Source organism: Mycobacterium sp. 4D054 (assembly GCF_052245755.1).
Lineage (GTDB): Bacteria > Actinomycetota > Actinomycetes > Mycobacteriales > Mycobacteriaceae > Mycobacterium.
In genome coordinates, this window is sequence record NZ_JBQQCF010000002.1 from 295,949 (window position 1) to 316,756 (window position 20,808).

Annotated in this window: 22 protein-coding genes; 14 read left to right on the forward strand and 8 right to left on the reverse strand. The window is 68.2% G+C overall.

Going from position 1 to position 20,808, the window contains the following annotated elements; genetic code table 11:
- Positions 1-4 precede the first annotated feature (4 nt).
- Entirely contained in the window at positions 5-589 is a 585-nt protein-coding gene (locus ACTWP6_RS02945; RefSeq protein ID WP_260751591.1) for a DUF3558 domain-containing protein, read from the reverse strand.
- Between the two features lie 166 nt (positions 590-755).
- Here ACTWP6_RS02945 and ACTWP6_RS02950 point away from each other — a divergent pair, with 166 nt between their 5' ends.
- The 3 genes from ACTWP6_RS02950 to truB are packed head-to-tail and all read left to right on the forward strand — an operon-like array spanning position 756 to position 3,267.
- Positions 756-1,703, forward strand: a complete 948-nt coding sequence (locus ACTWP6_RS02950; RefSeq protein WP_260751592.1) for a metallophosphoesterase family protein — start codon at positions 756-758, stop codon at positions 1,701-1,703.
- Complete coding sequence (gene pptT / locus ACTWP6_RS02955; protein WP_313901309.1) at positions 1,700-2,377, forward strand: 4'-phosphopantetheinyl transferase PptT; 678 nt, start codon at positions 1,700-1,702, stop codon at positions 2,375-2,377. Before ACTWP6_RS02950 ends, pptT begins: the two co-directional genes overlap by 4 nt.
- Complete coding sequence (gene truB / locus ACTWP6_RS02960; protein WP_396884392.1) at positions 2,374-3,267, forward strand: tRNA pseudouridine(55) synthase TruB; 894 nt, start codon at positions 2,374-2,376, stop codon at positions 3,265-3,267. Before pptT ends, truB begins: the two co-directional genes overlap by 4 nt.
- Positions 3,268-3,345: 78 nt before the next feature.
- On the opposite strand, the gene ACTWP6_RS02965 is transcribed toward truB, so the two are convergent.
- Both ACTWP6_RS02965 and mntR read right to left on the reverse strand, forming a co-directional pair.
- Positions 3,346-3,777, reverse strand: a complete 432-nt coding sequence (locus ACTWP6_RS02965; protein ID WP_260751593.1) for a type II toxin-antitoxin system Rv0910 family toxin — start codon at positions 3,775-3,777, stop codon at positions 3,346-3,348.
- A gap of 8 nt (positions 3,778-3,785) precedes the next feature.
- Entirely contained in the window at positions 3,786-4,502 is a 717-nt protein-coding gene (mntR, locus tag ACTWP6_RS02970; RefSeq protein WP_260751594.1) for a manganese-binding transcriptional regulator MntR, read from the reverse strand.
- 92 nt (positions 4,503-4,594) lie between these two features.
- Here mntR and ACTWP6_RS02975 point away from each other — a divergent pair, with 92 nt between their 5' ends.
- From ACTWP6_RS02975 to bla, 5 genes are all read left to right on the forward strand, one after another.
- On the forward strand, positions 4,595-5,569 hold the full coding sequence (locus tag ACTWP6_RS02975; RefSeq protein ID WP_260751596.1) for a bifunctional riboflavin kinase/FAD synthetase: 975 nt from the start codon (positions 4,595-4,597) through the stop codon (positions 5,567-5,569).
- A gap of 152 nt (positions 5,570-5,721) precedes the next feature.
- Entirely contained in the window at positions 5,722-5,991 is a 270-nt protein-coding gene (rpsO, locus tag ACTWP6_RS02980) for a 30S ribosomal protein S15 (RefSeq protein WP_260751597.1), read from the forward strand.
- Between the two features lie 399 nt (positions 5,992-6,390).
- Positions 6,391-8,664 (forward strand): polyribonucleotide nucleotidyltransferase, encoded by a 2,274-nt coding sequence (locus tag ACTWP6_RS02985; protein ID WP_443186763.1) that lies wholly within the window; start codon positions 6,391-6,393, stop codon positions 8,662-8,664.
- On the forward strand, positions 8,642-9,949 hold the full coding sequence (locus ACTWP6_RS02990; RefSeq protein ID WP_443186764.1) for a M16 family metallopeptidase: 1,308 nt from the start codon (positions 8,642-8,644) through the stop codon (positions 9,947-9,949). The genes ACTWP6_RS02985 and ACTWP6_RS02990 overlap by 23 nt, the downstream gene beginning before the upstream one ends.
- Positions 9,950-9,967: 18 nt before the next feature.
- Positions 9,968-10,861 carry a class A beta-lactamase gene (bla, locus tag ACTWP6_RS02995; RefSeq protein ID WP_260751601.1) on the forward strand — a complete coding sequence of 298 codons (894 nt, stop codon included), beginning with the start codon at positions 9,968-9,970 and terminating at the stop codon, positions 10,859-10,861.
- On the opposite strand, the gene ACTWP6_RS03000 is transcribed toward bla, so the two are convergent.
- Positions 10,853-11,410 carry a DUF4334 domain-containing protein gene (locus ACTWP6_RS03000; protein WP_041306264.1) on the reverse strand — a complete coding sequence of 186 codons (558 nt, stop codon included), beginning with the start codon at positions 11,408-11,410 and terminating at the stop codon, positions 10,853-10,855. The genes bla and ACTWP6_RS03000 overlap by 9 nt on opposite strands.
- 46 nt (positions 11,411-11,456) lie before the next feature.
- On the opposite strand from ACTWP6_RS03000, the gene ACTWP6_RS03005 reads away from it, so the two are divergent.
- A complete protein-coding gene (locus tag ACTWP6_RS03005) occupies positions 11,457-11,834 on the forward strand; it encodes a YchJ family protein (RefSeq protein ID WP_260751602.1) in 378 nt (125 codons plus the stop codon).
- 5 nt (positions 11,835-11,839) lie between these two features.
- Here ACTWP6_RS03005 and ald read toward each other — a convergent pair whose 3' ends face one another.
- On the reverse strand, positions 11,840-12,955 hold the full coding sequence (gene ald / locus ACTWP6_RS03010; RefSeq protein ID WP_260751603.1) for an alanine dehydrogenase: 1,116 nt from the start codon (positions 12,953-12,955) through the stop codon (positions 11,840-11,842).
- Positions 12,956-13,049: 94 nt separating this feature from the next.
- Between ald and ACTWP6_RS03015 the strand changes: the two genes are divergently transcribed.
- Entirely contained in the window at positions 13,050-13,562 is a 513-nt protein-coding gene (locus tag ACTWP6_RS03015; protein ID WP_041306267.1) for an Lrp/AsnC family transcriptional regulator, read from the forward strand.
- 3 nt (positions 13,563-13,565) lie between these two features.
- Here ACTWP6_RS03015 and hypB read toward each other — a convergent pair whose 3' ends face one another.
- The gene (gene hypB / locus ACTWP6_RS03020) at positions 13,566-14,330 is read right to left on the reverse strand and encodes a hydrogenase nickel incorporation protein HypB (RefSeq protein WP_011779583.1); all 765 of its coding nucleotides are present in this window, start codon (positions 14,328-14,330) and stop codon (positions 13,566-13,568) included.
- Positions 14,323-14,676, reverse strand: a complete 354-nt coding sequence (locus ACTWP6_RS03025; RefSeq protein WP_260751605.1) for a hydrogenase maturation nickel metallochaperone HypA — start codon at positions 14,674-14,676, stop codon at positions 14,323-14,325. The genes hypB and ACTWP6_RS03025 overlap by 8 nt, the downstream gene beginning before the upstream one ends.
- A 158-nt stretch (positions 14,677-14,834) precedes the next feature.
- Here ACTWP6_RS03025 and hypF point away from each other — a divergent pair, with 158 nt between their 5' ends.
- Genes hypF through hypE form a run of 4 tightly spaced genes read left to right on the forward strand, consistent with a single transcriptional unit; the run spans position 14,835 to position 19,639 of the window.
- The gene (gene hypF, locus ACTWP6_RS03030; protein ID WP_260751606.1) at positions 14,835-17,198 is read left to right on the forward strand and encodes a carbamoyltransferase HypF; all 2,364 of its coding nucleotides are present in this window, start codon (positions 14,835-14,837) and stop codon (positions 17,196-17,198) included.
- A complete protein-coding gene (locus tag ACTWP6_RS03035) occupies positions 17,171-17,446 on the forward strand; it encodes a HypC/HybG/HupF family hydrogenase formation chaperone (protein WP_222881192.1) in 276 nt (91 codons plus the stop codon). Before hypF ends, ACTWP6_RS03035 begins: the two co-directional genes overlap by 28 nt.
- On the forward strand, positions 17,443-18,576 hold the full coding sequence (hypD, locus tag ACTWP6_RS03040) for a hydrogenase formation protein HypD (protein ID WP_260751609.1): 1,134 nt from the start codon (positions 17,443-17,445) through the stop codon (positions 18,574-18,576). Before ACTWP6_RS03035 ends, hypD begins: the two co-directional genes overlap by 4 nt.
- Positions 18,569-19,639 carry a hydrogenase expression/formation protein HypE gene (gene hypE, locus ACTWP6_RS03045; protein WP_222881194.1) on the forward strand — a complete coding sequence of 357 codons (1,071 nt, stop codon included), beginning with the start codon at positions 18,569-18,571 and terminating at the stop codon, positions 19,637-19,639. Before hypD ends, hypE begins: the two co-directional genes overlap by 8 nt.
- A 3-nt stretch (positions 19,640-19,642) precedes the next feature.
- Here the strand turns inward: hypE and ACTWP6_RS03050 are convergent, their stop codons facing one another.
- Positions 19,643-20,638, reverse strand: a complete 996-nt coding sequence (locus tag ACTWP6_RS03050; RefSeq protein ID WP_260751612.1) for an AraC family transcriptional regulator — start codon at positions 20,636-20,638, stop codon at positions 19,643-19,645.
- Between the last annotated feature and the right edge of the window lie 170 nt (positions 20,639-20,808).

Here is a 20,808-nt window from a genome sequence, read left to right on the forward strand (position 1 = left end):
CTCATCAGTAGATGTAGAAGGGGCTCAGCTCGTGTGCGCGCTGCAGGTTGGTCTGCATGCAGTCCGGATCCGGCTCGGAGTAGATGGGCGAATAGAACAGGGACTGCTGGATCACCCCGTAGCTGGTCTTGAACGCCACCATGCAGGTGATCCACCAGCGGTTGTTCCAGTCGGTCGGTTTCATGATCCAGAACTGGGCGGCGCGGTGCCCGTTGATGTCGAGTTCGACCGCGTCAGGCGGCAGCGTTTCTTCATAGGTGCGCCACACGACCGCCTCGACGGCCATCTGGTAGTTCCCGGCGTCGTACTTGCAGCGCAGGCTGTCCTCGTGCGCCGGCGGGGTGAACGCCAACCCGATGCGCTGGACGACGTCGAGCGGGATGTCCCGGCATGGGTCGAACGGATCGGGGTCGGTGAGGTCAAGCACCGGCGACTTGATCGTGGTGGTCGCGTTCGGCAGCGGCACGAACGTCGAGCGGAGGTCCACGTCGTCCGGGCCGGTGACCACGGCCGGGCTGGTCTGCACCACCACGACCACCGCTGCGACCAGCGCGCACAGCGCCGAGAACAGTCGCAGCTTGGCGACCATCACACCCCCTGGGTCTCGTGGCCGCCGCGTCGCGGGCTGCCGCCTGGTTCATCGCCGGTCTGCCCGGGAGTGTAACGGTCGGCTCCGGGCCGCCGGGCGGGAACCTAGAACATGTTCTAGTTGCCGCCCGGCCGGCTCCTGTGGTCCACCAGTAGGCTTGGGTGTCGTGACCACTGACGAACGGCGCCCGACCCTGTGGGCGGTCAGTGACCTCCATACCGGGCACACCGGCAACAAGCCGGTCACCGAGTCGCTGCACCCGGCTTCTCCCGACGACTGGCTGATCGTGGCCGGTGACGTCGCCGAGCGCACCGACGAGATCCGGTGGGCACTGGACCTGCTCAGAAAACGTTTCGCCAAGGTGATCTGGGTGCCCGGCAACCACGAGTTGTGGACCACCAACCGTGACCCGATGCAGATCTTCGGCAAGGCCCGCTACGACTACCTGGTCAACATGTGCGACGAGATGGGCATCGTCACCCCGGAGCACCCGTTCCCGGTGTGGACCGAGGAGGGCGGGCCGGCGACCATCGTGCCGATGTTCCTGCTCTACGACTATTCGTTCCTGCCCCAGGGCGCCGGGACCAAGGCCGAGGGGCTGGCGATCGCCAAGGAACGCAATATCGTCGGCACCGATGAGTATCTGCTGTCCGCGGAGCCGTACTCGACGCGTGACGCATGGTGCCGCGACCGGGTGAACTACACCCGCAAACGCCTGGAGGACCTGGACTGGATGATGCCCACGATCCAGGTCAACCATTTCCCGATGGTGCGCGAACCCTGCGACGCGATGTTCTACCCCGAGTTTTCGCTGTGGTGCGGCACCACCGCGACCGCGGACTGGCACACCCGCTACAACGCGGTCTGCTCGGTGTACGGGCACCTGCACATCCCACGCACCACCTGGTACGACGGCGTGCGGTTCGAAGAGGTCTCGGTCGGCTATCCGCGGGAGTGGCGTCGGCGGCGGCCCTACCGTTGGCTGCGTCAGATTCTCCCGGACCCGAAATACGCGCCGGGTTATCTCAACGAGTTCGGTGGGCACTTTCAGATCACCCAGGAGATGCGCGACAACGCCGCCAAGATGCAGCAGCGGATCAGGGATCGGGCGTGATCGCGGCCAAACTGCTCGCCGGGGTGCTCCCAGGCGAGAGCGACGCGCTGGCTGCGGCCGAGATGTACTCGGATCCGCGGGAATTGGCTCCGCTGCCGGAAGAGGAGCCGCTGATCGCGAAGTCGGTGGCCAAGCGGCGCAACGAGTTCATCACCGTGCGCTACTGCGCGCGCCAGGCTCTCGTCGACCTCGGGATGGAACCCGTACCGATTCTCAAGGGCCAGAAGGGCGAACCGTGCTGGCCCGACGGCATCGTCGGTAGCCTGACCCACTGCGAGGGTTTCCGCGGCGCGGCCGTGGGGCGGCGGGCCGAGGTGCGGTCGGTGGGGATCGACGCCGAACCCCATGACGTGCTGCCCGACGGTGTGCTCGACGCGATCAGCCTGCCCGCCGAACGTCACGAGCTCTCCGCGATGCCCGGCGGGGTGCACTGGGACCGGGTGCTGTTCTGCGCCAAGGAGGCGACATACAAGGCGTGGTTCCCGCTGACGCACCGATGGCTGGGTTTCGAGGACGCGCACATCACGTTCGAGGTCGACTCCTGCGGACAGGCGGGAACGTTCACCTCGGAGATCCTGATCGACCCGCAAGCGGAGACCGGTCCGCCGCTGACGTCTCTGGCGGGGCGGTGGTCGATCCGCGACGGGATCGCACTGACCGCGATCGTCCTGTGACAGCAGCCGGGCTGGTCGTCGTCGACAAACCGTGCGGTATGACGAGCCATGACGTCGTCGGCCGCTGCCGCCGTCTGTTCGGCACCCGCAAGGTCGGACATGCGGGCACGCTGGACCCGATGGCGACGGGAGTGCTGATCGTCGGGATCGAACGCGCCACCAAGATCCTCGGTCTGCTGACGGCGACGGATAAGTCGTATGAGGCGACGGTCAGGCTGGGGCAGACGACCTCCACCGAGGACGCCGAAGGCGAAGCGCTGCAATCGATTTCGGCGTCCCACCTCACCGACTCGGCTATCGAGGCCGCGCTGGGGCCGCTGCGCGGCCCGATCGAGCAGGTGCCGTCGTCGGTCAGCGCGATCAAGGTGGCCGGCAAGCGCGCCTACCAGATGGTCCGCGAAGGGCAGGCCGTGGAGTTGGCGGCCCGCCCGGTGCGCATCGACCGCTTCGACGTGCTGGAGGTTCGGCGAGAGATCGAAGGAGTCGACGGCGTCATCGATGTCGATGTGGCCGTGGACTGTTCGAGTGGGACCTATATCCGGGCGCTGGCCCGTGACCTCGGCGCCGCGCTGGGTGTCGGCGGGCACCTGACCGCGCTGCGCCGAACCCGGGTGGGCGGAATCGGATTGGATCAGGCGCGCACCCTGGAGCAGCTGGGTGAGCGCCCGGAACTCAGTTACTCGCTGGACGAGGCGTGCCTGCAGGCGTTTCCGCGGCGCGAGCTCACCGACGCGGAGGCGGTGGACGCAAGCCACGGGCGACCCCTGCCGCCCGCCGGAATCGAGGGCGTGTACGCCGCCACGGCGCCGGACGGGCGCGTGATGGCGCTCTTGGAGGACGCGGGCTCGCGGACGAAGTCCGTGGTGGTGATCCGGCCTGCCACGCTGTAGCGCCGCCCTGCCGCGACCGCCCGCCGGGATGTGTACGCGACCGACGCCGAGACGCCGACACGTGCGACTGGGCCGTGGCTACGCGTAGAGCTGCTCGAACTGCTTGATCGACTTGTCGATGTCGCCCTTGACGGCGCGCACCGCGGCCGCGCCGATCGGGCCGAACAGCGGGGCGCCGCCGAGGTCCATCCGCACGGTGAACATGCAGCCGTCGCCGGAGGACGCGACCTTCATCGCCAGCTTGTAGCGCGTGCCGCCCACACCCTCGCCGCTGATCTCCAGCGCCGACGGGGGATCGAACCTGCGCACCGTCCACGTCACCCGGTTGCGCATGCCCTTCGCGCCGGCCACCCCGACAACGGTCACGCCGACGTCGAGTTGGTCGGGCAGCTCCGAACGCCACCCCTGATGCATGCTCATCCAGTCGCCCAGCGTCGACAGGTCCGATGCGTGTCCCCAGGCCTTCTCGGCCGGCATCGGTAGCGAACGGGACATCTCGAGCTTGGCCATCGGCACTCCTACGCTATGACCCAGATCGCCTGTGCGGCCGGGCTTCCCAAATCGACAGTGGTTTCATCGGCCGTCACGTCGGAATTCGCCGGATTCTCTATGGCCACCGAGATCATGCCGGCGAAGTCGCGGCGGGCCACCACCCGCAACCGTGAATCCAGGCTGATCCCGACGGTGTCGAAGTACCGCAGCATCTCGGGGTCGGCGTCGGAGATGCGGGCGACGGTGCCGGCCTCGCCGTTCTGACAGTCCGAGAGCTGACGCGCCGGTGGGGTCGGCACCTTGCCGTCGGCTGCAGGGATCGGGTCGCCGTGCGGGTCCCGCGTCGGATAGCCGAGCTTGGCGTCGATCCGGTCGAGCATCCGGTCGGAGACGGCGTGCTCGAGCACCTCGGCCTCGTCGTGCACCTCGTCCCAGCTGTAGCCGAGCTCGTTGACCAGGAACGTCTCCATCAGCCGGTGCCGGCGCACCATGGCCAGCGCGGCGCGGCGGCCGGCATCGGTGAGCGTGACGGCGCCGTACTTCTCGTGGTCGACCAGACCCTGATCGGCCAGCTTGCGGATGGACTCCGACGCGGTGCTGGCCGACACCCCGATCCGCTCGGCCAGCAGTTTGGTGCTGACTTTCTCGTGCGACCACTCTTGCGCGGTCCAGATGACCTTCAGATAGTCCTGGGCGACCGTCGACAGATCGGCGGGGTTGGCGGAATTGCCGTCAGGACTCACGAGGATGAAGTTTAGGCAATCGAAACTCGATCCGGGGGTGTCGCTCGGCCGGTGTTTAGGCCGGAGTTGCGCAAGGGTCGTAGGCTAGCGGCGTGCAGCGCTGGCGGGGGCAGGACGAAATCCCCACAGACTGGGGCCGATGTGTCGTCACCATCGGGGTCTTCGACGGTGTCCATCGCGGACACCAGGAGCTGATCAGCCGTGCGGTCAAGGCCGGACGCTCGCGCGGCGTACCGGTCGTGCTGATGACCTTCGACCCGCACCCGATGGAGGTCGTGTTCCCGGGCAGTCACCCGGCCCAGCTCACCACGCTGACCCGGCGCGCCGAGCTGGTCGAGGAACTCGGTATCGACGTTTTCCTGGTGATGCCGTTCACCGCCGACTTCATGAAGCTGACCCCGGAGCGCTACATCCACGAGCTGCTGGTGGAACGGCTGCACGTGGTCGAGGTGGTCGTGGGAGACAACTTCACCTTCGGCAAGAAGGCGGCGGGCAACGTCGACCTGCTCCGCAAGGCGGGGGAGCGGTTCGGCTTTGCGGTGGACTCGCTCTCGCTGGTCGCCGAGCATCACCGCGACGAGACCGTCACGTTCTCGTCGACCTATATCCGCTCCTGCGTCGACGCCGGCGACATGGTCGCCGCGGCGGAGGCGCTCGGCCGGCCGCACCGCGTCGAGGGTGTGGTGGTGCGGGGCGACGGACGCGGCCGGGTGCTCGGCTTCCCGACCGCCAACGTCGCACCGCCGATGTACTCGGCGATCCCGGCCGACGGCGTCTACGCGGCGTGGTTCACCGTGCTCGGGCACGGTCCGGTCGTCGGCACCGTGACTCCCGGCGAGCGCTACCAGGCCGCGGTGTCGGTCGGCACCAACCCGACCTTCTCCGGGCGCACCCGCACCGTGGAGGCGTTCGTGCTGGACACCACCGCTGACCTGTACGGTCAGCACGTCGCCGTCGACTTCGTCGCCCGTCTGCGGGGGCAGGAGAAATTCGACTCGGTGGCCGATCTGGTGAGTGCGATGGATACCGACACCGAACGTGCCCGCACCATCTTGTCGGCCCGCTAGCCGGCCCGTTCGCCGATTCGTCGGCCGGCTGTGGCCGCTGCTAGACTCCTCGCCGACCCGGCGCGTGCTGCAGTTCGCGGTGGCCGCGCTTTTCGGGGCTGGTGTCTGAACCGGGCCCCAATGTTCGCGGACCGAATTGATGGAGTTGTTTCGTGGCGCTCACTGCCGAACAGAAGAAGGAAATCCTGGGCCAGTACGGCCTGCACGACACCGACACCGGTTCTCCGGAGGCACAGGTCGCGCTGCTCACCAAGCGCATCGTTGACCTCACCGAGCACCTCAAGCAGCACAAGCACGACCACCACTCGCGTCGCGGTCTGCTGCTGCTCGTCGGCCGTCGCCGCCGACTGCTCAAGTACGTCGCCCAGGTCGACGTGCAGCGCTACCGGTCGCTGATCGAGCGTCTCGGCCTGCGCCGCTGACGCGTCCGGTCTGACCGCCGGATCCTCACACGTAACGAGCCCCGTGGCCGTGACCGCCCCGCGCGGTCACGGCCACGGGCGTTTCCGGCTCGACCAGGTGCGGTGGATTAGGGGTTTCCGGTATGCCGCGATGTAGCATGGGTGCGTTCGGATGCCGTACGGCACGAACACTGGGTGCGGTCCTCGCAGATCCGCGTGCACCGCTCCCGCGTGACATGACACGAACCGCCCGATCGCGCGGTCTTCGGTAGTGGCTGCCGGAGGAACACTCCGGCAGCTTCGATCGACGGCCGTCGACGCATCCGGGCGCGGCATCCCGGGTCTCCGGAGCTGTCCGCACACACCGCGCGTGCTCACGCGAAACCGCTGATGTGAATCAGAGAGGTCATACGGACGTCCATGTCTGTAGTTGAAATCGAAGAAGGCGTGTTCGAATCCACCGCCACCATCGACAACGGGAGCTTCGGCACCCGCACCATTCGTTTCGAGACCGGTCGGCTGGCCCAGCAGGCCGCCGGCGCCGTCGTCGCCTACCTCGACGACGAGACCATGCTGCTGAGCGCCACCACCGCCAGCAAGGCGCCCAAGGAGCATTTCGACTTCTTCCCGTTGACGATCGACGTCGAAGAGCGCATGTACGCCGCCGGCCGCATCCCCGGTTCGTTCTTCCGCCGTGAGGGCCGTCCCTCCACCGACGCGATCCTGACCTGCCGCCTGATCGACCGGCCGCTGCGCCCGTCGTTCGTCAGCGGTCTGCGCAACGAGATCCAGGTCGTCGTCACCGTGCTGAGCCTGGATCCCAAGGATCTGTACGACGTGCTGGCCATCAACGCCGCCTCGGCGTCGACCCAGATCTCCGGCCTGCCGTTCTCCGGCCCGGTCGGCGGTGTGCGCGTCGCCCTCATCAATGATCCGACTGTCGGCACCGCCGAGGGTGGGCAGTGGGTTGCCTTCCCGACCGTCGAGCAGCTCGAGCATGCCGTGTTCGACATGGTCGTCGCGGGCCGCAAGGTGGACGATGACGTCGCGATCATGATGGTCGAGGCCGAGGCCACCGAGAACGTCATCGATCTCGTGGCCGGTGGCGCCGGTGCGCCGACGGAGGCCGTGGTGGCCGAGGGTCTGGAAGCCGCCAAGCCGTTCATCGCGGTGCTGTGCGACGCCCAGGCCGAGCTGGCGGGCGCCGCAGGCAAGGAGACCGCCGAGTATCCGCTGTTCCCGGACTACGGCGACGACGTCTACTACGCGGTGGCTTCGGTGGCCACCGAGGCGCTGTCGGAGGCGCTGACCATCGCGAACAAGAACGAGCGCAATGACCGCCTCGACGAGATCAAGGCCGAGGTGCTCGAGCGGCTCGCCGAGCAGTACGCCGGCCGAGAGAAGGAGATCGGTGCCGCCTACCGCGCGCTGACCAAGAAGCTTGTGCGCCAGCGCATCCTGACCGATCACTTCCGTATCGACGGCCGCGGTGTCACCGACATCCGCGCGCTCTCGGCCGAGGTCGCGGTCGTCCCGCGGGCACACGGCAGCGCGCTGTTCGAGCGCGGCGAGACCCAGATCCTGGGTGTCACCACGCTCGACATGGTCAAGATGGCTCAGCAGATCGACTCGCTGGGGCCGGAGACGTCCAAGCGCTACATGCACCACTACAACTTCCCGCCGTTCTCGACCGGTGAGACCGGCCGCGTCGGGTCGCCCAAGCGCCGCGAGATCGGCCACGGGGCACTCGCCGAGCGGGCTTTGGTGCCGGTGCTGCCCAGCGTCGAGGAGTTCCCCTACGCCATTCGCCAGGTATCCGAGGCGTTGAGCTCCAACGGCTCGACCTCGATGGGTTCGGTGTGTGCTTCGACGCTGTCGCTGCTGAACGCCGGTGTGCCCCTGAAAGCCCCGGTGGCCGGTATCGCGATGGGCCTGGTGTCCGACGACGTCGAGGTCGATGGCAAGACCGAGCGCCGCTTCGTCACGCTGACCGACATCCTCGGCGCCGAGGACGCGTTCGGCGACATGGACTTCAAGTGCGCAGGCACGAAGGACTTCGTCACCGCGCTGCAGCTCGACACCAAGCTCGACGGCATCCCGTCTCAGGTGCTGGCCAACGCGCTGGCCCAGGCCAAGGACGCTCGGATCACCATCCTCGAGGTGATGGCCGAAGCGATCGACGGGCCCGACGAGATGAGCCCGTACGCCCCGCGGATCACCACGATCAAGGTTCCGGTCGACAAGATCGGCGAGGTCATCGGCCCCAAGGGCAAGATGATCAACTCGATCACCGAGGAGACCGGCGCGTCGATCTCGATCGAGGACGACGGCACCGTGTTCGTCGGCGCGTCCAACGGCGAGTCGGCGCAGGCCGCGATCGACAAGATCAACGCGATCGCCAACCCGCAGCTGCCCAAGGTCGGCGAGCGGTTCCTCGGAACCGTCGTCAAGACCACCGACTTCGGTGCCTTCGTGTCGCTGCTGCCGGGCCGCGACGGGCTGGTGCACATCTCGAAGCTGGGCCGCGGCAAGCGGATCGCCAAGGTCGAGGACATCGCCAAGGTCGGCGACAAACTCCGCGTGGAGATCGCCGACATCGACAACCGCGGCAAGATCTCCTTGGTCCTGGTTGCCGAAGACGCCGCAGACGCACCCGCTGACGCGCCGGTTGATGCAGCGACGCCGAGCAGCTGAGTCGAAGGCGGTCCGCCGCACCCTGTTGCCCGGTGGCCTGCGTGTGGTCACCGAGCACATCCCGTCGGTGCATTCGGCATCGGTCGGGGTGTGGGTGAACGTCGGATCCCGCGACGAGGGCCGCAGCGTGGCCGGTGCGGCCCATTTCCTCGAACACTTGTTGTTCAAGGCGACGCCGACCCGCACCGCGGTCGAGATCGCCCAGGCGATGGACGCGGTCGGCGGTGAGCTGAACGCGTTCACCACCCGGGAGCACACGTGCTACTACGCACACGTGCTGGACTCGGATCTGGCGCTGGCCGTCGATCTCGTCGCCGACGTAGTGCTGCGTGGGCGATGCCTCGCCGAGGACGTCGAGATCGAGCGGGACGTGGTGCTCGAAGAGATCGCCATGCGCGACGACGACCCGGAGGACACGCTCGGCGACGTCTTCCTGTCGGCGATGTTCGGTGACCACCCCGTCGGCCGACCGGTGATCGGCAGTGTCGAGTCGATCTCGGCGATGACGCGGGCTCAGCTGCATTCCTTCCACCTGCGCCGCTACACGCCGGATCGGATGGTCGTCGCCGTCGCCGGAAACGTCGAGCACGACGAGGTGGTCCGGCTCGTCCGTGAGCACTTCGGTCCGCGGCTGGTGCGCGGGCGGGCCCCGGTGCCGCCCCGCAAGGGGGCGGGACGGGTGAACGGCAAGCCGTCGCTGCATCTGGTGCACCGTGACGCCGAGCAGACCCACTTGTCGCTCGGGGTGCGGACCCCGGGACGGAACTGGGATCATCGCTGGGCGCTGTCGGTGCTCAACACCGCTCTCGGCGGTGGCCTGAGTTCGCGCCTGTTCCAACAGATCCGGGAGACGCGCGGGCTGGCGTACTCGGTGTATTCCACGGTGGACACCTTCGCCGAGAGCGGTGCGCTGTCGATCTACGCAGGGTGCCTACCGGAGCGGTTCGACGAGGTCGTGCGGGTGACCACCGACGTGCTGACCGAGGTGGCCCGTGACGGAATCACCGCCGACGAGTGCAGGATCGCGAAGGGGTCGCTGCGGGGCGGGCTGGTGCTCGGTCTCGAGGATTCGGCGTCGCGGATGAACCGGATCGGGCGCAGCGAGCTGAACTACGGCAAGCACCGCAGCATCGCCGAGACGCTGGCGCGCATCGACGAGGTCACCCTCGAGGACGTCAACGCGGTCGCGCGGCAACTGCTCACCAAACCCTTCGGTGCGGCGGTGCTCGGCCCGGTGCACAGGAAGCGGTCGCTGCCGCGGCCGTTGCAGAGGATCGGGAGCTGACCGGTAGCCTGGCTCCCGATGACGGAATTCTCCCGACGACACGTGTTGTTCGGCGGGGTGTCACTGGTGGCATTGGCCGCGTGTTCCCCGCAGACCGTTCTCGCCGACCCGGTCGAGCCGCTGCCTCCGCTGGACCAACGCATAGAGGCGCTCGGACAGCGACACAACGCTCAGATCGGTTTGTATGCACTGGATCTGGACACGCAGCGGGGTATCGAGTTCGGTGCTGACGAACCTTTCGCGATGTGCTCGACGTTCAAGGCCTACGCCGCGGCGGCGGTGCTGCAGCGGACCCAGACGGGTGAGCTGACGCTCAACGACGCGATCCCGATCGAGCCCGGGGACATCCGTCCCCATTCGCCGGTGACCGAGCCGCGGGTGGGGACGTCGATGTCGTTGGCCGAGTTGTGTCAGGCCGCGCTGCAGCAGAGCGACAACGCAGCGGCCAACGGTCTGCTGCGCGTGCTGGGCGGCCCGCAGGCGATCACCGTGTTCGCACGCAGCATCGGCGACCACCGCACGCGGTTGGACCGCTGGGAGGTCGAGTTGAATTCCGCGCTGCCGGGGGATCCGAGGGACACCAGCACGCCGCGTGCGCTGGGTGACGGTTACCGCAACATCCTGACCGGCGACGTGCTGAATCCGCCGACCCGCCGACAGCTCCTGGACTGGATGCTGGCCAATCAGACCTCGAGCATGCGCGCGGGCCTGCCCGCCGGATACACCAGCGCGGACAAGACGGGTAGCGGGGATTACGGCACCACCAACGATGTCGGCGTGGCGTACGGTCCTGCCGGGCAGCAGGTGCTGCTGTCGCTGATGACCAGGTCCGCGATCGATGACCCCGACGCCCCGAGTCTGCGCCCGCTCATCGGTGAGCTGGCAGCGCTGGCGCTGTCCGAACTAGGTTAGTCGCAGCGAGTTGTCGCGTTGCAGCACAAAGAAATACGGCGTCCTGATACCGCGCAGATCCATCGCGCCCAGCACGGTTCGGTCGTCGATCGAGCGGAACACGTCGTTGACCGGTAGCTGGTCGTAGATCATCGTGGCGGTGTCCACGCCGCGGTAGCGGGTGGTGCGCAGCCTGGCCTTGGGCCCCCGCGCCCGGAGGGCGGGTTTGAGCGCGGTGATGACGCCCGCGAAGCCGCGGCTCCCGAGTGCGGGCAGCCTGGCGGCCGCTCCGAGGCCGGCGAACGCCAGCACCGGGTTCAGCGGCCACAGGCCGGTGCCGTCGGCGGTGGGGAAGAGCAACGGGTGGACTGTTTCGCAGTCCTTGAAGTGTTTGCCCCACCAGCCGCTGGCGGCCAGCAGCCCGTCCAGTCGATGGCCGGTCGGCAGTTCCACACCGTGCCAGGTGCCGAGCATGAAGTCGGTCTCGATGGCAGGGCAGGAGTCGAAGAGCTCCAGCGCCCCGGCGGTGGTGGTCGGAACGTCGGTGAGCACGTCGGTCAGCGCAACCATGCCGCCGATCGTACTTGACACCCGTCAAATCAGGCACACTGTGACCATGCGAGCTGACCAGGACTGCCCCTGTGGCAGCGGTGACCCGTACGGACGCTGCTGCCTGCCGCTCCATCAAGGGGAGCGGCAGGCGCAGACCGCCGAACAGCTCATGAGGTCGCGCTACAGCGCGTACGTCGCGGGTGAGGCCGACTACATCTGGCGGACGTGGCATCCGCGCACGCGACCAGACGGCATCGCCGACGATGCCACGGTGACGTGGACGCGGCTGGAGGTGGTCGACTTCGTCGCAGGCCGACCCGGTGACCAGACCGGCGAAGTGGAGTTCCTCGCCCACCACGGAACCGGGGCCCTGCACGAGCGGTCCCGGTTCGCGGTGCGCGCCGGCCGGTGGTTCTACGTCGACGGTGACCTGTTCGACTGATGTCCTCAGGCCAGGACGTCGGCCGGATCGGTGTAGGGCAGATCGAGATCGGCGGCCACCTCATCGGACAGCAGCGCGCCCTCATGGGTCGAGAGCCCATTCGCCAGCGCGGCATCGGCGCGGCAGGCATCCCGCCAGCCCTTGTCGGCGATCTTGAGCACGTAGGGCATCGTGGCGTTGGTCAGCGCCCACGTCGACGTACGCGGCACCGCGCCGGGCATGTTGGCCACGCAGTAGAACACCGTGTCGTGCACCGTGAACGTCGGATCGTCGTGGGTGGTGGGGCGGGAATCCTCGAAGCAGCCGCCCTGGTCGATGGCGATGTCGACAAGGACCGCACCCGGCTTCATCGCCGCCACCGTCGAATTGGTGACGAGCTTGGGGGCCTTGTGGCCGGGCACCAGGACCGCGCCGATCACCAGGTCGGCCTGCTTGACCGCATCCTCCAGGTCGAGCCTCGATGAGTAACGGGTCTCGATGGCGCCGCCGTACTCGGCGTCGATCTTGCGCAGTGTGTTGACGTTGAGGTCGAACACGGTGACGTGCGCGCCCATGCCCCAGGCCACGGCGGCGGCATTGTCGCCGGCCATGCCACCGCCGATGACCACGACCTTGGCCGGCGCGACACCGGGGACGCCGCCCATCAGGACGCCGCGGCCGCCCTGGGTGCGCATCAGGTGATAGGCACCCACCTGCGCGGAGAGTCGCCCCGCCACCTCGCTCATCGGCGCGAGCAACGGCAGCGCACCGTCGGCCGTCTGGACGGTTTCGTAGGCGATCGACGTGGTGCGTGAGGCCATGAGCGCGTCAGTGCACGACCTGGACGCCGCCAGGTGCAGGTAGGTGAACAGGGTCTGGCCTTCGCGCATCCGCGAGTACTCGGCTTCGATCGGTTCTTTGACCTTGAGCAGCAGTTCGGCCTCGGCCCACACCTCGTCGGCGCCGGTGACCAGCTGTGCGCCGGCGCGCTTGAAGTCGGCGTCCGAGATCGCCGATCCGTCACCCGCCCCGGACTGGATGAGGACCTCGTGCCCGCGTCGCACCAACTCCGCAACCCCTGCCGGGGTGACCGCGACCCGGTACTCGTTGTTCTTGATCTCCGTCGGGATGCCGACGCGCATGATCGCTCCTCGCTGTGATGACTGGCTAGACAAAGTGTGAAGAAACAGCGGATTGTTGGCAATCTTCTTGTCGAAGATTCGTTAGAATCGGGCTATGGCCGCAGAATCATCGGGTTATCGTGGGGAAGGGCCCGTGTCGTCGAAGGATGTTCGGGCCGCCGTCGACGACATCGACCGGCGGATCCTCACCGCGCTGCACTCGGACGCGCGTATCTCCAACAGTGCGCTGGCCGAACTCGTCGGCATCGCGCCGTCGACCTGCCACGGCCGGGTGCGTCGCCTGCAGGAGCTGGGGGTGATCCGCGGGTTCTACGCCGACATCGATCCGGCGGCGATCGGGCTGACACTTCAGGCGATGATCTCGGTCAGCCTGCAGTTCACTGCGCGCGGCAAGATCCGCAACTTCATTCAGCAGATCCGCAGCAAGCCGCAGGTGATGGACGTGTATTTCCTGGCCGGTGCCGACGACTTCATCCTGCATGTGGCCGCCCGTGACACCGACGACCTGCGGGCGTTCGTGGTGGAGAATCTCAACGCCGACGCCGACGTCGCGGGCACGCAGACGTCGCTGATCTTCGAGCACCTGCGCGGCGCCTCGCCGCTGTGAGCATCAGTCCTTGGCGAAGGCCCGTAGCCACCGGTACCACTCGGACATGCCCTCGCCTGTCTTCGCGCTCACCGGCAGCACCGTGGCCGTGGGGTTGACCTGCCGGATCCGCTCCGTGTAGGTCGCGACGTCTGCGTCCAGGTAGGGCGCCAGGTCGATCTTGTTCAGCAGCACCACATCGACGGCGCGGAACATCACCGGGTACTTCAGCGGCTTGTCCTCGCCCTCGGTCAGTGAGTACACCATCACCTTCGCGTGCTCGCCCACGTCGAATTCGGCGGGACACACCAGGTTTCCGACATTCTCGATGACGACCAGGTCGAGACCGGCAAGATTGAGGCCGGCCAGTGCCCGGTGCACCATCGGGGCATCGAGATGGCACTCACCGCCGAAACCGTTGTCGGTGTTCAGGAGTGAGATCTGCGCGCCCCGACCTTCAAGCCTTGCGGCATCCAGGTCGGTGGCGATGTCACCTTCGATGACACCGATCGCGATCTCGCCGACCAGCTCGTCAAGTGTGACCGCGAGCAGGCTGGTCTTGCCCGATCCGGGCGAGCTCATCAGGTTCAGCGCACGGATCCCGTTTTCTTCGAAGGCATTTCGGTTCGCCGCGGCACGCAGGTCGTTCTCGGAGAAGATGGCCTCCAGCACGTCGACACGCTCGGCGGCGGTGTGGTAGCCGCTGTGGTCACCGTGGTCGTGGGAAGGGCTGCCGTCATGGTCGTGGGTGTGCGCCGTCCCGTCGTCATGGCGGTGGAACCTACCCATGCCCGACCTCGGAGGCCACGTCGATCGAGGTCACCAGGAACTCGTCGCCGCGCACCACGGCGACATCCCCGCTGCCGCATGAGGGACAGCAGACCGACCACCGGGAGGCGATCTCGGACTGCCGTCCGCAGCCGCGGCAATCCACCGCCGCGGGTACCCGTTCGAGCTCCAGTTCGGCGTCGCCGAGGTGCTCGTGCTCACGGACGATCGTCCAGCAGAACAGGAGCGAGTCGGGCACCACCTGGCGCAGCGCGCCCACCCGCACCCGCACCACATCGACCCGACGGCCGGCGGCATGCGTCTTCACCACGCCGGCGATGGCGTGACATAACGACAACTCGTGCACAGATCGAAGGATAAGCCCGCACGGGCATCGGAAACGCGCAGACATCTTGTGCGAGATTGCGATTGTTGTGACCTGTTGCCGGGGCTAACCTGGCGACACCGGTCTGCGCTCTCAGCCCAGGGACGCAGGACGGCTGTAGTTCAGAGGAGACCGCGCCCATGAGCGCTCGTTCGGAGAACACGGCGGTGCCCGTGCCGAGTGACACCGTGCGGGTGCGGTTGACCATCACCGGAGTGGTCCAGGGTGTGGGCTTCCGGCCCGCCGTCGCGCGGATCGCCGCGCAGAACCGGTTGGCCGGTTTTGTTCTCAACGACGCGCGCGCTGTCCGGTGCGAACTGGAGGGTCCCGGACCCCGCGTCGACGTGGCGGTCCGAACCCTTCGCGACGCCCCGCCGCCGCTGGCGTGTGTCGACTCGTTCGCCACCGAGATGCGTCCGGCGCTCGGGGAGACGGTTTTCCGCATCCTCGACAGCACGCCGTCCGGTGACGACGGTGACCGCACGCTGGTGTCACCCGACATCGCCACCTGCGCAGACTGCCTGCGCGAGTTGTTCGACCCCGCCGACCGGCGCCACCGCCATCCGTTCATCACCTGCACCAACTGCGGACCGCGGTACACGGTGATCACCGATGTGCCCTACGACCGCCCCACCACCACGATGGCGGGGTTCGCAATGTGCCCGTCATGCGCCGCCGAGTACGGTGACCCGGCCGACCGTCGCTATCACGCGCAGACCATCGCCTGTCCCGAATGTGGGCCGACATTGTCGTGGCATGGTCCGGGCCCGCACGGCGGTGCGGTCGAGTCGGCCGCCGCGGCGCTGCGCGCGGGCCTGATCGTCGCGGTCAAGGGCGTGGGCGGTTACCACCTCGCCTGCCGTGCCGATGACGACGATGCTGTCGCGCGGCTGCGACGACGAAAGAACCGGCCTGCCAAGCCCTTCGCGGTGATGGCCGCCGACATCGAGGCGGCGCGCCGAATCTGCCATGTCGACGATGCCGCCGCTCGGTCGCTGACGTCGGCGGCCGCCCCGATCGTGCTGCTGCCGGCACGGGCCGGAGCGGTCAGCATCCACGTCGCGCCGAACCTGACCGAGCTGGGCGTCATGCTGGCCTACTCGCCGGTGCACCACCTGCTGTTCGCCGAGCCCGACATGCCGGCACTGGTGATGACCTCGGCCAACCAGGGCGGTTCGCCGATCGTGTTCCGCGACGGTGACCTGGATTGGATCGACGGCCTCGCCGATGCGGTGTTGACCCACGACCGGCCGATTCACGTGCCCTGCGAAGACTCCGTGGTGAGCATCGACGATGACGGAAACGAGGTCCCGCTGAGGCGCTCTCGCGGCTACGCGCCACTTCCGGTGTCCATCGGTTCCGGCGAGCCCGACGACCTGCCGGTGATCCTCGCCACGGGCGGTGACATCAAGACCACATTCGCGTTGACAGGCAGGCACGGCCGCGCACATCTGTCGTCGCACCTGGGCGACATGGCCGACCCGCGCACCCAGGACTGCTTCGCGGCCGCGGTGGATCACCTGGGTTTTCTCACCGGCAGTGCGCCCACCGTGCTCGCGCACGACCTGCACCCGCAGTACGCGACCACGCGGTGGGCCCAACGGCGGGGCGATCGGCTCCTGGCCGTGCAGCACCACCACGCACACGTCGTCTCGCTGCTCGCCGAACACCGCAGGCTCGGCGAGCCGATCATCGCGGTCACCTACGACGGCACCGGTTTCGGCACCGACGGCACGATCTGGGGTGGCGAGCTGCTCGCAGTCCGCGATCCGGCTCGCTTCACCCGGGTCGGCCACCTGGCACCGTTCGCGCTGCCGGGTGGCGAAGGAGCGGTGCGCCAACCCGCGCGCATCGCGCTGGACCTGCTCGACCGGGCCGGGATCGAGGCGTCCGACGATCTCCCGCCGGTGGCCGCCCTCGGCGCAGCCGGCCTGCACATCCTCACCCAGCAACTGCGGCGCGGCGTGGGATGCGTGCCCACCACAAGCATGGGGCGGCTCTTCGATGCGGTGTCCAGCCTTCTCGGGGTGTGCCGGCAGGTCAGCTACGAAGGTCAGGCCGCGATCGAGCTGGAGCACCGGGCCCGTGCCGGGCGTCCCTGGCGGGCCGTCGACTTCGAGGTGACCGCCGGAGTCCTCGACCCGGCACCGGTGATCACCGCGTTGGTCGACGGGGTGCGCCGCGGGGTGCCCACCGCCGATCTGGCCATGGCGTTTCACGACGCCGTCGTGCGCGCGACGGTGCGGGCCGCGGGCGACGCCGCGGTGGCCGCGGGTATCCCGACCATCGGGCTGACCGGCGGGGTGTTCGCCAACCGCAGGCTGCTGGCCGGAATCACCCGCGGCCTCCGCGCGCGCGGGCTGGAAGTGCTCACCCACCGGGTGGTGCCGTGCAATGACGGCGGACTGGCGTTGGGGCAGGCGGCTGTCGCAGCGGCAACGCTCTCGCAAAGGATGTTTCGGGAAAGGAGCGGTCCATGTGCCTCGGAATCCCCGGCAAGGTGATCGAGATCTGGGAGGAGGCCGGGACACGGATGTCCACGGTCGAGTTCGGCGGCACCACCAAGACGGTGTGCCTGGCCTACCTCCCTGACATGGAGGTCGGCGAGTACACGATCGTGCACGCCGGGTTCGCGATCGCCCGACTGGATGAGGTGTCGGCCCACGAGACGCTGCGCATGTTCGCCGAGCTCGGCGTCCTCGACGAGGAACTGGCCGGCGAGCAGCCGGTGGGCAGGAGGGACCCGGCATGAGATATCTCGACGAGTTCCGCGACCCGGCGGCGGCAGCGGTGTTGGTCGACGCGATCCGCCGTCGGGCCACGAAGCCCTGGACCATCATGGAAGTCTGCGGTGGACAGACACATTCGATCATCCGCAACGGAATCGACCAGTTGCTGGCCGGAGCGGTCGAGTTCATCCACGGCCCGGGCTGCCCGGTGTGCGTCACGCCGCTGGAGATGATCGACCGGGCCCTGGCCATCGCGGCGCGCGAGGACGTCATCTTCTGCTCGTTCGGCGACATGCTGCGGGTTCCCGGCAGCAGCCAGGACCTGTTCGGCGTGCGCGCCCGCGGTGGAGACGTCCGCATCGTGTACTCCCCACTGGACGCCACCCGGATCGCCGCGGACAACCCGGACAAGCAGGTGGTGTTCTTCGGTGTCGGGTTCGAGACCACCGCACCGGCCAACGCGATGGCGGTGCTGCACGCCCAGCGACTCGGGCTGACCAACTTCTCGATGCTGGTCTCGCATGTGCTGGTGCCGCCGGCGATCACCGCGATCCTGTCGTCACCGACGAACCGCGTGCAGGGCTTCCTGGCCGCCGGCCACGTCTGCTCGGTCATGGGCACCGCCGAATATCAGCCCCTGGTCGAACAATTCGGGGTGCCCATCGTCGTCACCGGTTTCGAACCGCTGGACCTGCTCGAAGGCGTGCGGCAGGTGGTCGAGCTACTGGAAGAGGGCACACCCGCGCTGCGCAACGCCTACCCCCGCGCCGTCAGCGCCGAGGGCAACGTGGTGGCTAAGCAGACGCTCGCCGACGTGTTCACGGTCACCGACCGGCAGTGGCGCGGCATCGGCATGATCCCGCGGTCCGGATGGACCCTGTCGCCACGCTATGCGGACTACGACGCCGAGCGGCGGTTCGGTGTCGGGCATCTGCAGGTGGCCGAATCCGCCGAGTGCCACAGTGGGGAGGTCCTGCAGGGGCTGCTCAAGCCCAACGAGTGTCCGGCGTTCGGCCGCACCTGTACGCCGCGCACACCGCTGGGCGCGACCATGGTGTCCAGCGAGGGCGCGTGTGCCGCGTACTACCAGTTCCGCCGGCTGGAAACGGCCGGAGGCGCGCCGGCGCCGACATCGAAGCCAGCGCATGCCTGACACGCCCGTGTCCGTCGACCCCGCCGACTGGGTGTGCCCGCTGCCGCTGCGCGAGACGAGACGCGTGGTGCTGGGGCATGGCGGCGGTGGCGTGCTGTCCGAGGAGCTGATCGAAAACCTCTTCCTGCCGGCGTTCGGATCTCAGCCCGGACCGAGCCGCGATTCGGCGGTGCTCGACACCGGCGCCGGCCGCATCGCGCTGACCACCGACTCCTACGTCGTGCAGCCGCTGTTCTTCCCCGGCGGCAACATCGGCGACCTCGCGGTCAACGGCACGATCAACGATCTGGCCTGCAGCGGAGCGCAACCGATCGGGATCACCGCCGGGTTCATCCTCGAGGAGGGCCTGGAGATCGACGTGCTCGGCACCGTCGCGGCGACGATGGGCAGGGCCGCCGCCGAAGCCGGGGTTCCCATCGTCACCGGTGACACCAAGGTCGTCGGGAAGGGCGGTGCCGACCAGCTTTTCATCAATACCGCCGGGGTGGGAGTCGTCCCGCCGGGGGTCGCGATCGGCCCGGAACGGGCCCGCCCCGGCGACGTGGTGATCGTCTCGGGTGACATCGGCGAGCACGGGGTCGCCATCATGAGCGTGCGCGAGGGGATCGACTTCGGCACCGTGGTGACCACCGACAGCGCACCGCTGCACCGGCTGGTGGGCGCGATGCTGGCTGCAGGCGAGCCCGGTGCGGTGCACACGCTGCGCGATCCCACCCGCGGCGGCCTGGTGGCGTCGGTCGTCGAGATCGCCCGGGCCGCATCGGTCGGCGTGGACCTCGACGAGGCGGCCATTCCGGTCCCCGAGACCGTGGCGTCGGCCTGCTCGTTCCTCGGGCTGGATCCGCTGCAGGTCGCCAACGAGGGCAAGATGGTGGCGTTCGTGGCCCCCGAGCACGCCGAGGCGGTCCTCGCCGCGATGCGTGGTTGCCCCGAGGGCGTCGGCGCCGCGGTGATCGGGCGCGTCGTCGCCGACCATCCCGGCATGGCGGTGGCCCGCACCCCGTTCGGCACCACCCGGGTGGTGGAACGTGAACTGGGGGAGCAACTTCCACGGATCTGCTGAGGTTCAGCGGCGCAGCGTCTCCGACGGCGCCTCGCCCCAGCGTTTCCGGTACTCCACCGCAAAGCTGCCGAGATGGTGGAAACCCCAGCGCTCGGCCACCGCGGTCACCGTCACACCATCGGACGGGATGGCGTCGGCGAGTTCCTCGTGCACCCGCTCCAAGCGCCGCTCACGGACGAACGCCATCGGCGACATGCCGAGTTCGGAGCGGAAGCCCTGCTGAATCGACCGCACGCTCATGTGCACGGCGGTCGCCAGCGAATCCATCGTGATGCGTTCCGCCAGATGGTCGTCGATGAAATCCATCGCCTGCTGGATGACCGTGCGGCGGGGATCCGGGGGTGAGGGCTGGGTGATGTCGGCGTGGTAGTTCGACGGTTGGAGGTGCAGCAGGCTGCTCATCACCAGTTCCTCGACCGGCCCGATCGCGCGACCCTTCTGAATCAGCGAGCCGGCGTGGTAGACCTCGGTGTGCACGAGCTGAACCGCCGCGTGCCAGCGCATCGCCGCCTCGGTGGCCAGGTCGAACTCGGGCTCGAACACCAACGGCCGCGCCAGATTACGGCCGATCAGCCGGGTCACATGGGCGGCCATCGCCTGCTGCTCGATGCGGATCAGCAGTTGCGGGGTGTCGACACCGAGGTCGATGCGCAGCGGCACACCCGGGCTTGAGACCAGTGAGCGCATCGTGCTGGCCTGAAACGTCGAGGACGGGTGGTGAACCGTGGCCACCCCGTTCATCGGCATGTGCACCGCGTAGTAGCGGCCCGACTCCGGGATGTCGATCGAGGCGGGCACGTGCAGGTCGAGGTAGAGCATGCTGACGTTGCGCAGCCGGATGCCGTGCATGGTGGCCGCGAACCCGTCGGCGTCGGCGGGATCCACCGTCAGCGTCAGCGGCGACAAGGCGCGGCCGATCAGCCGCTTCGCCTTGCTGATGTCCTCGGTGTAGAAGATCTCGTGCTCGGTGAGCGCCGGCGGCACCCCGCGCGAACGCACCTTCCGACGGACCGGATCACTCGTGCGCCTGATGTCGATGAAGCCCAAGCGCGTCAGCCGCGACACCGGGACCGCTATTTCCGCGCAAGATAGGGAAGGCTAACTTCGAGGCGGGATAACGGAATTCGCGTCGGCACGGCAACGTCTCCTAAACATCGGACTCGCTTCAG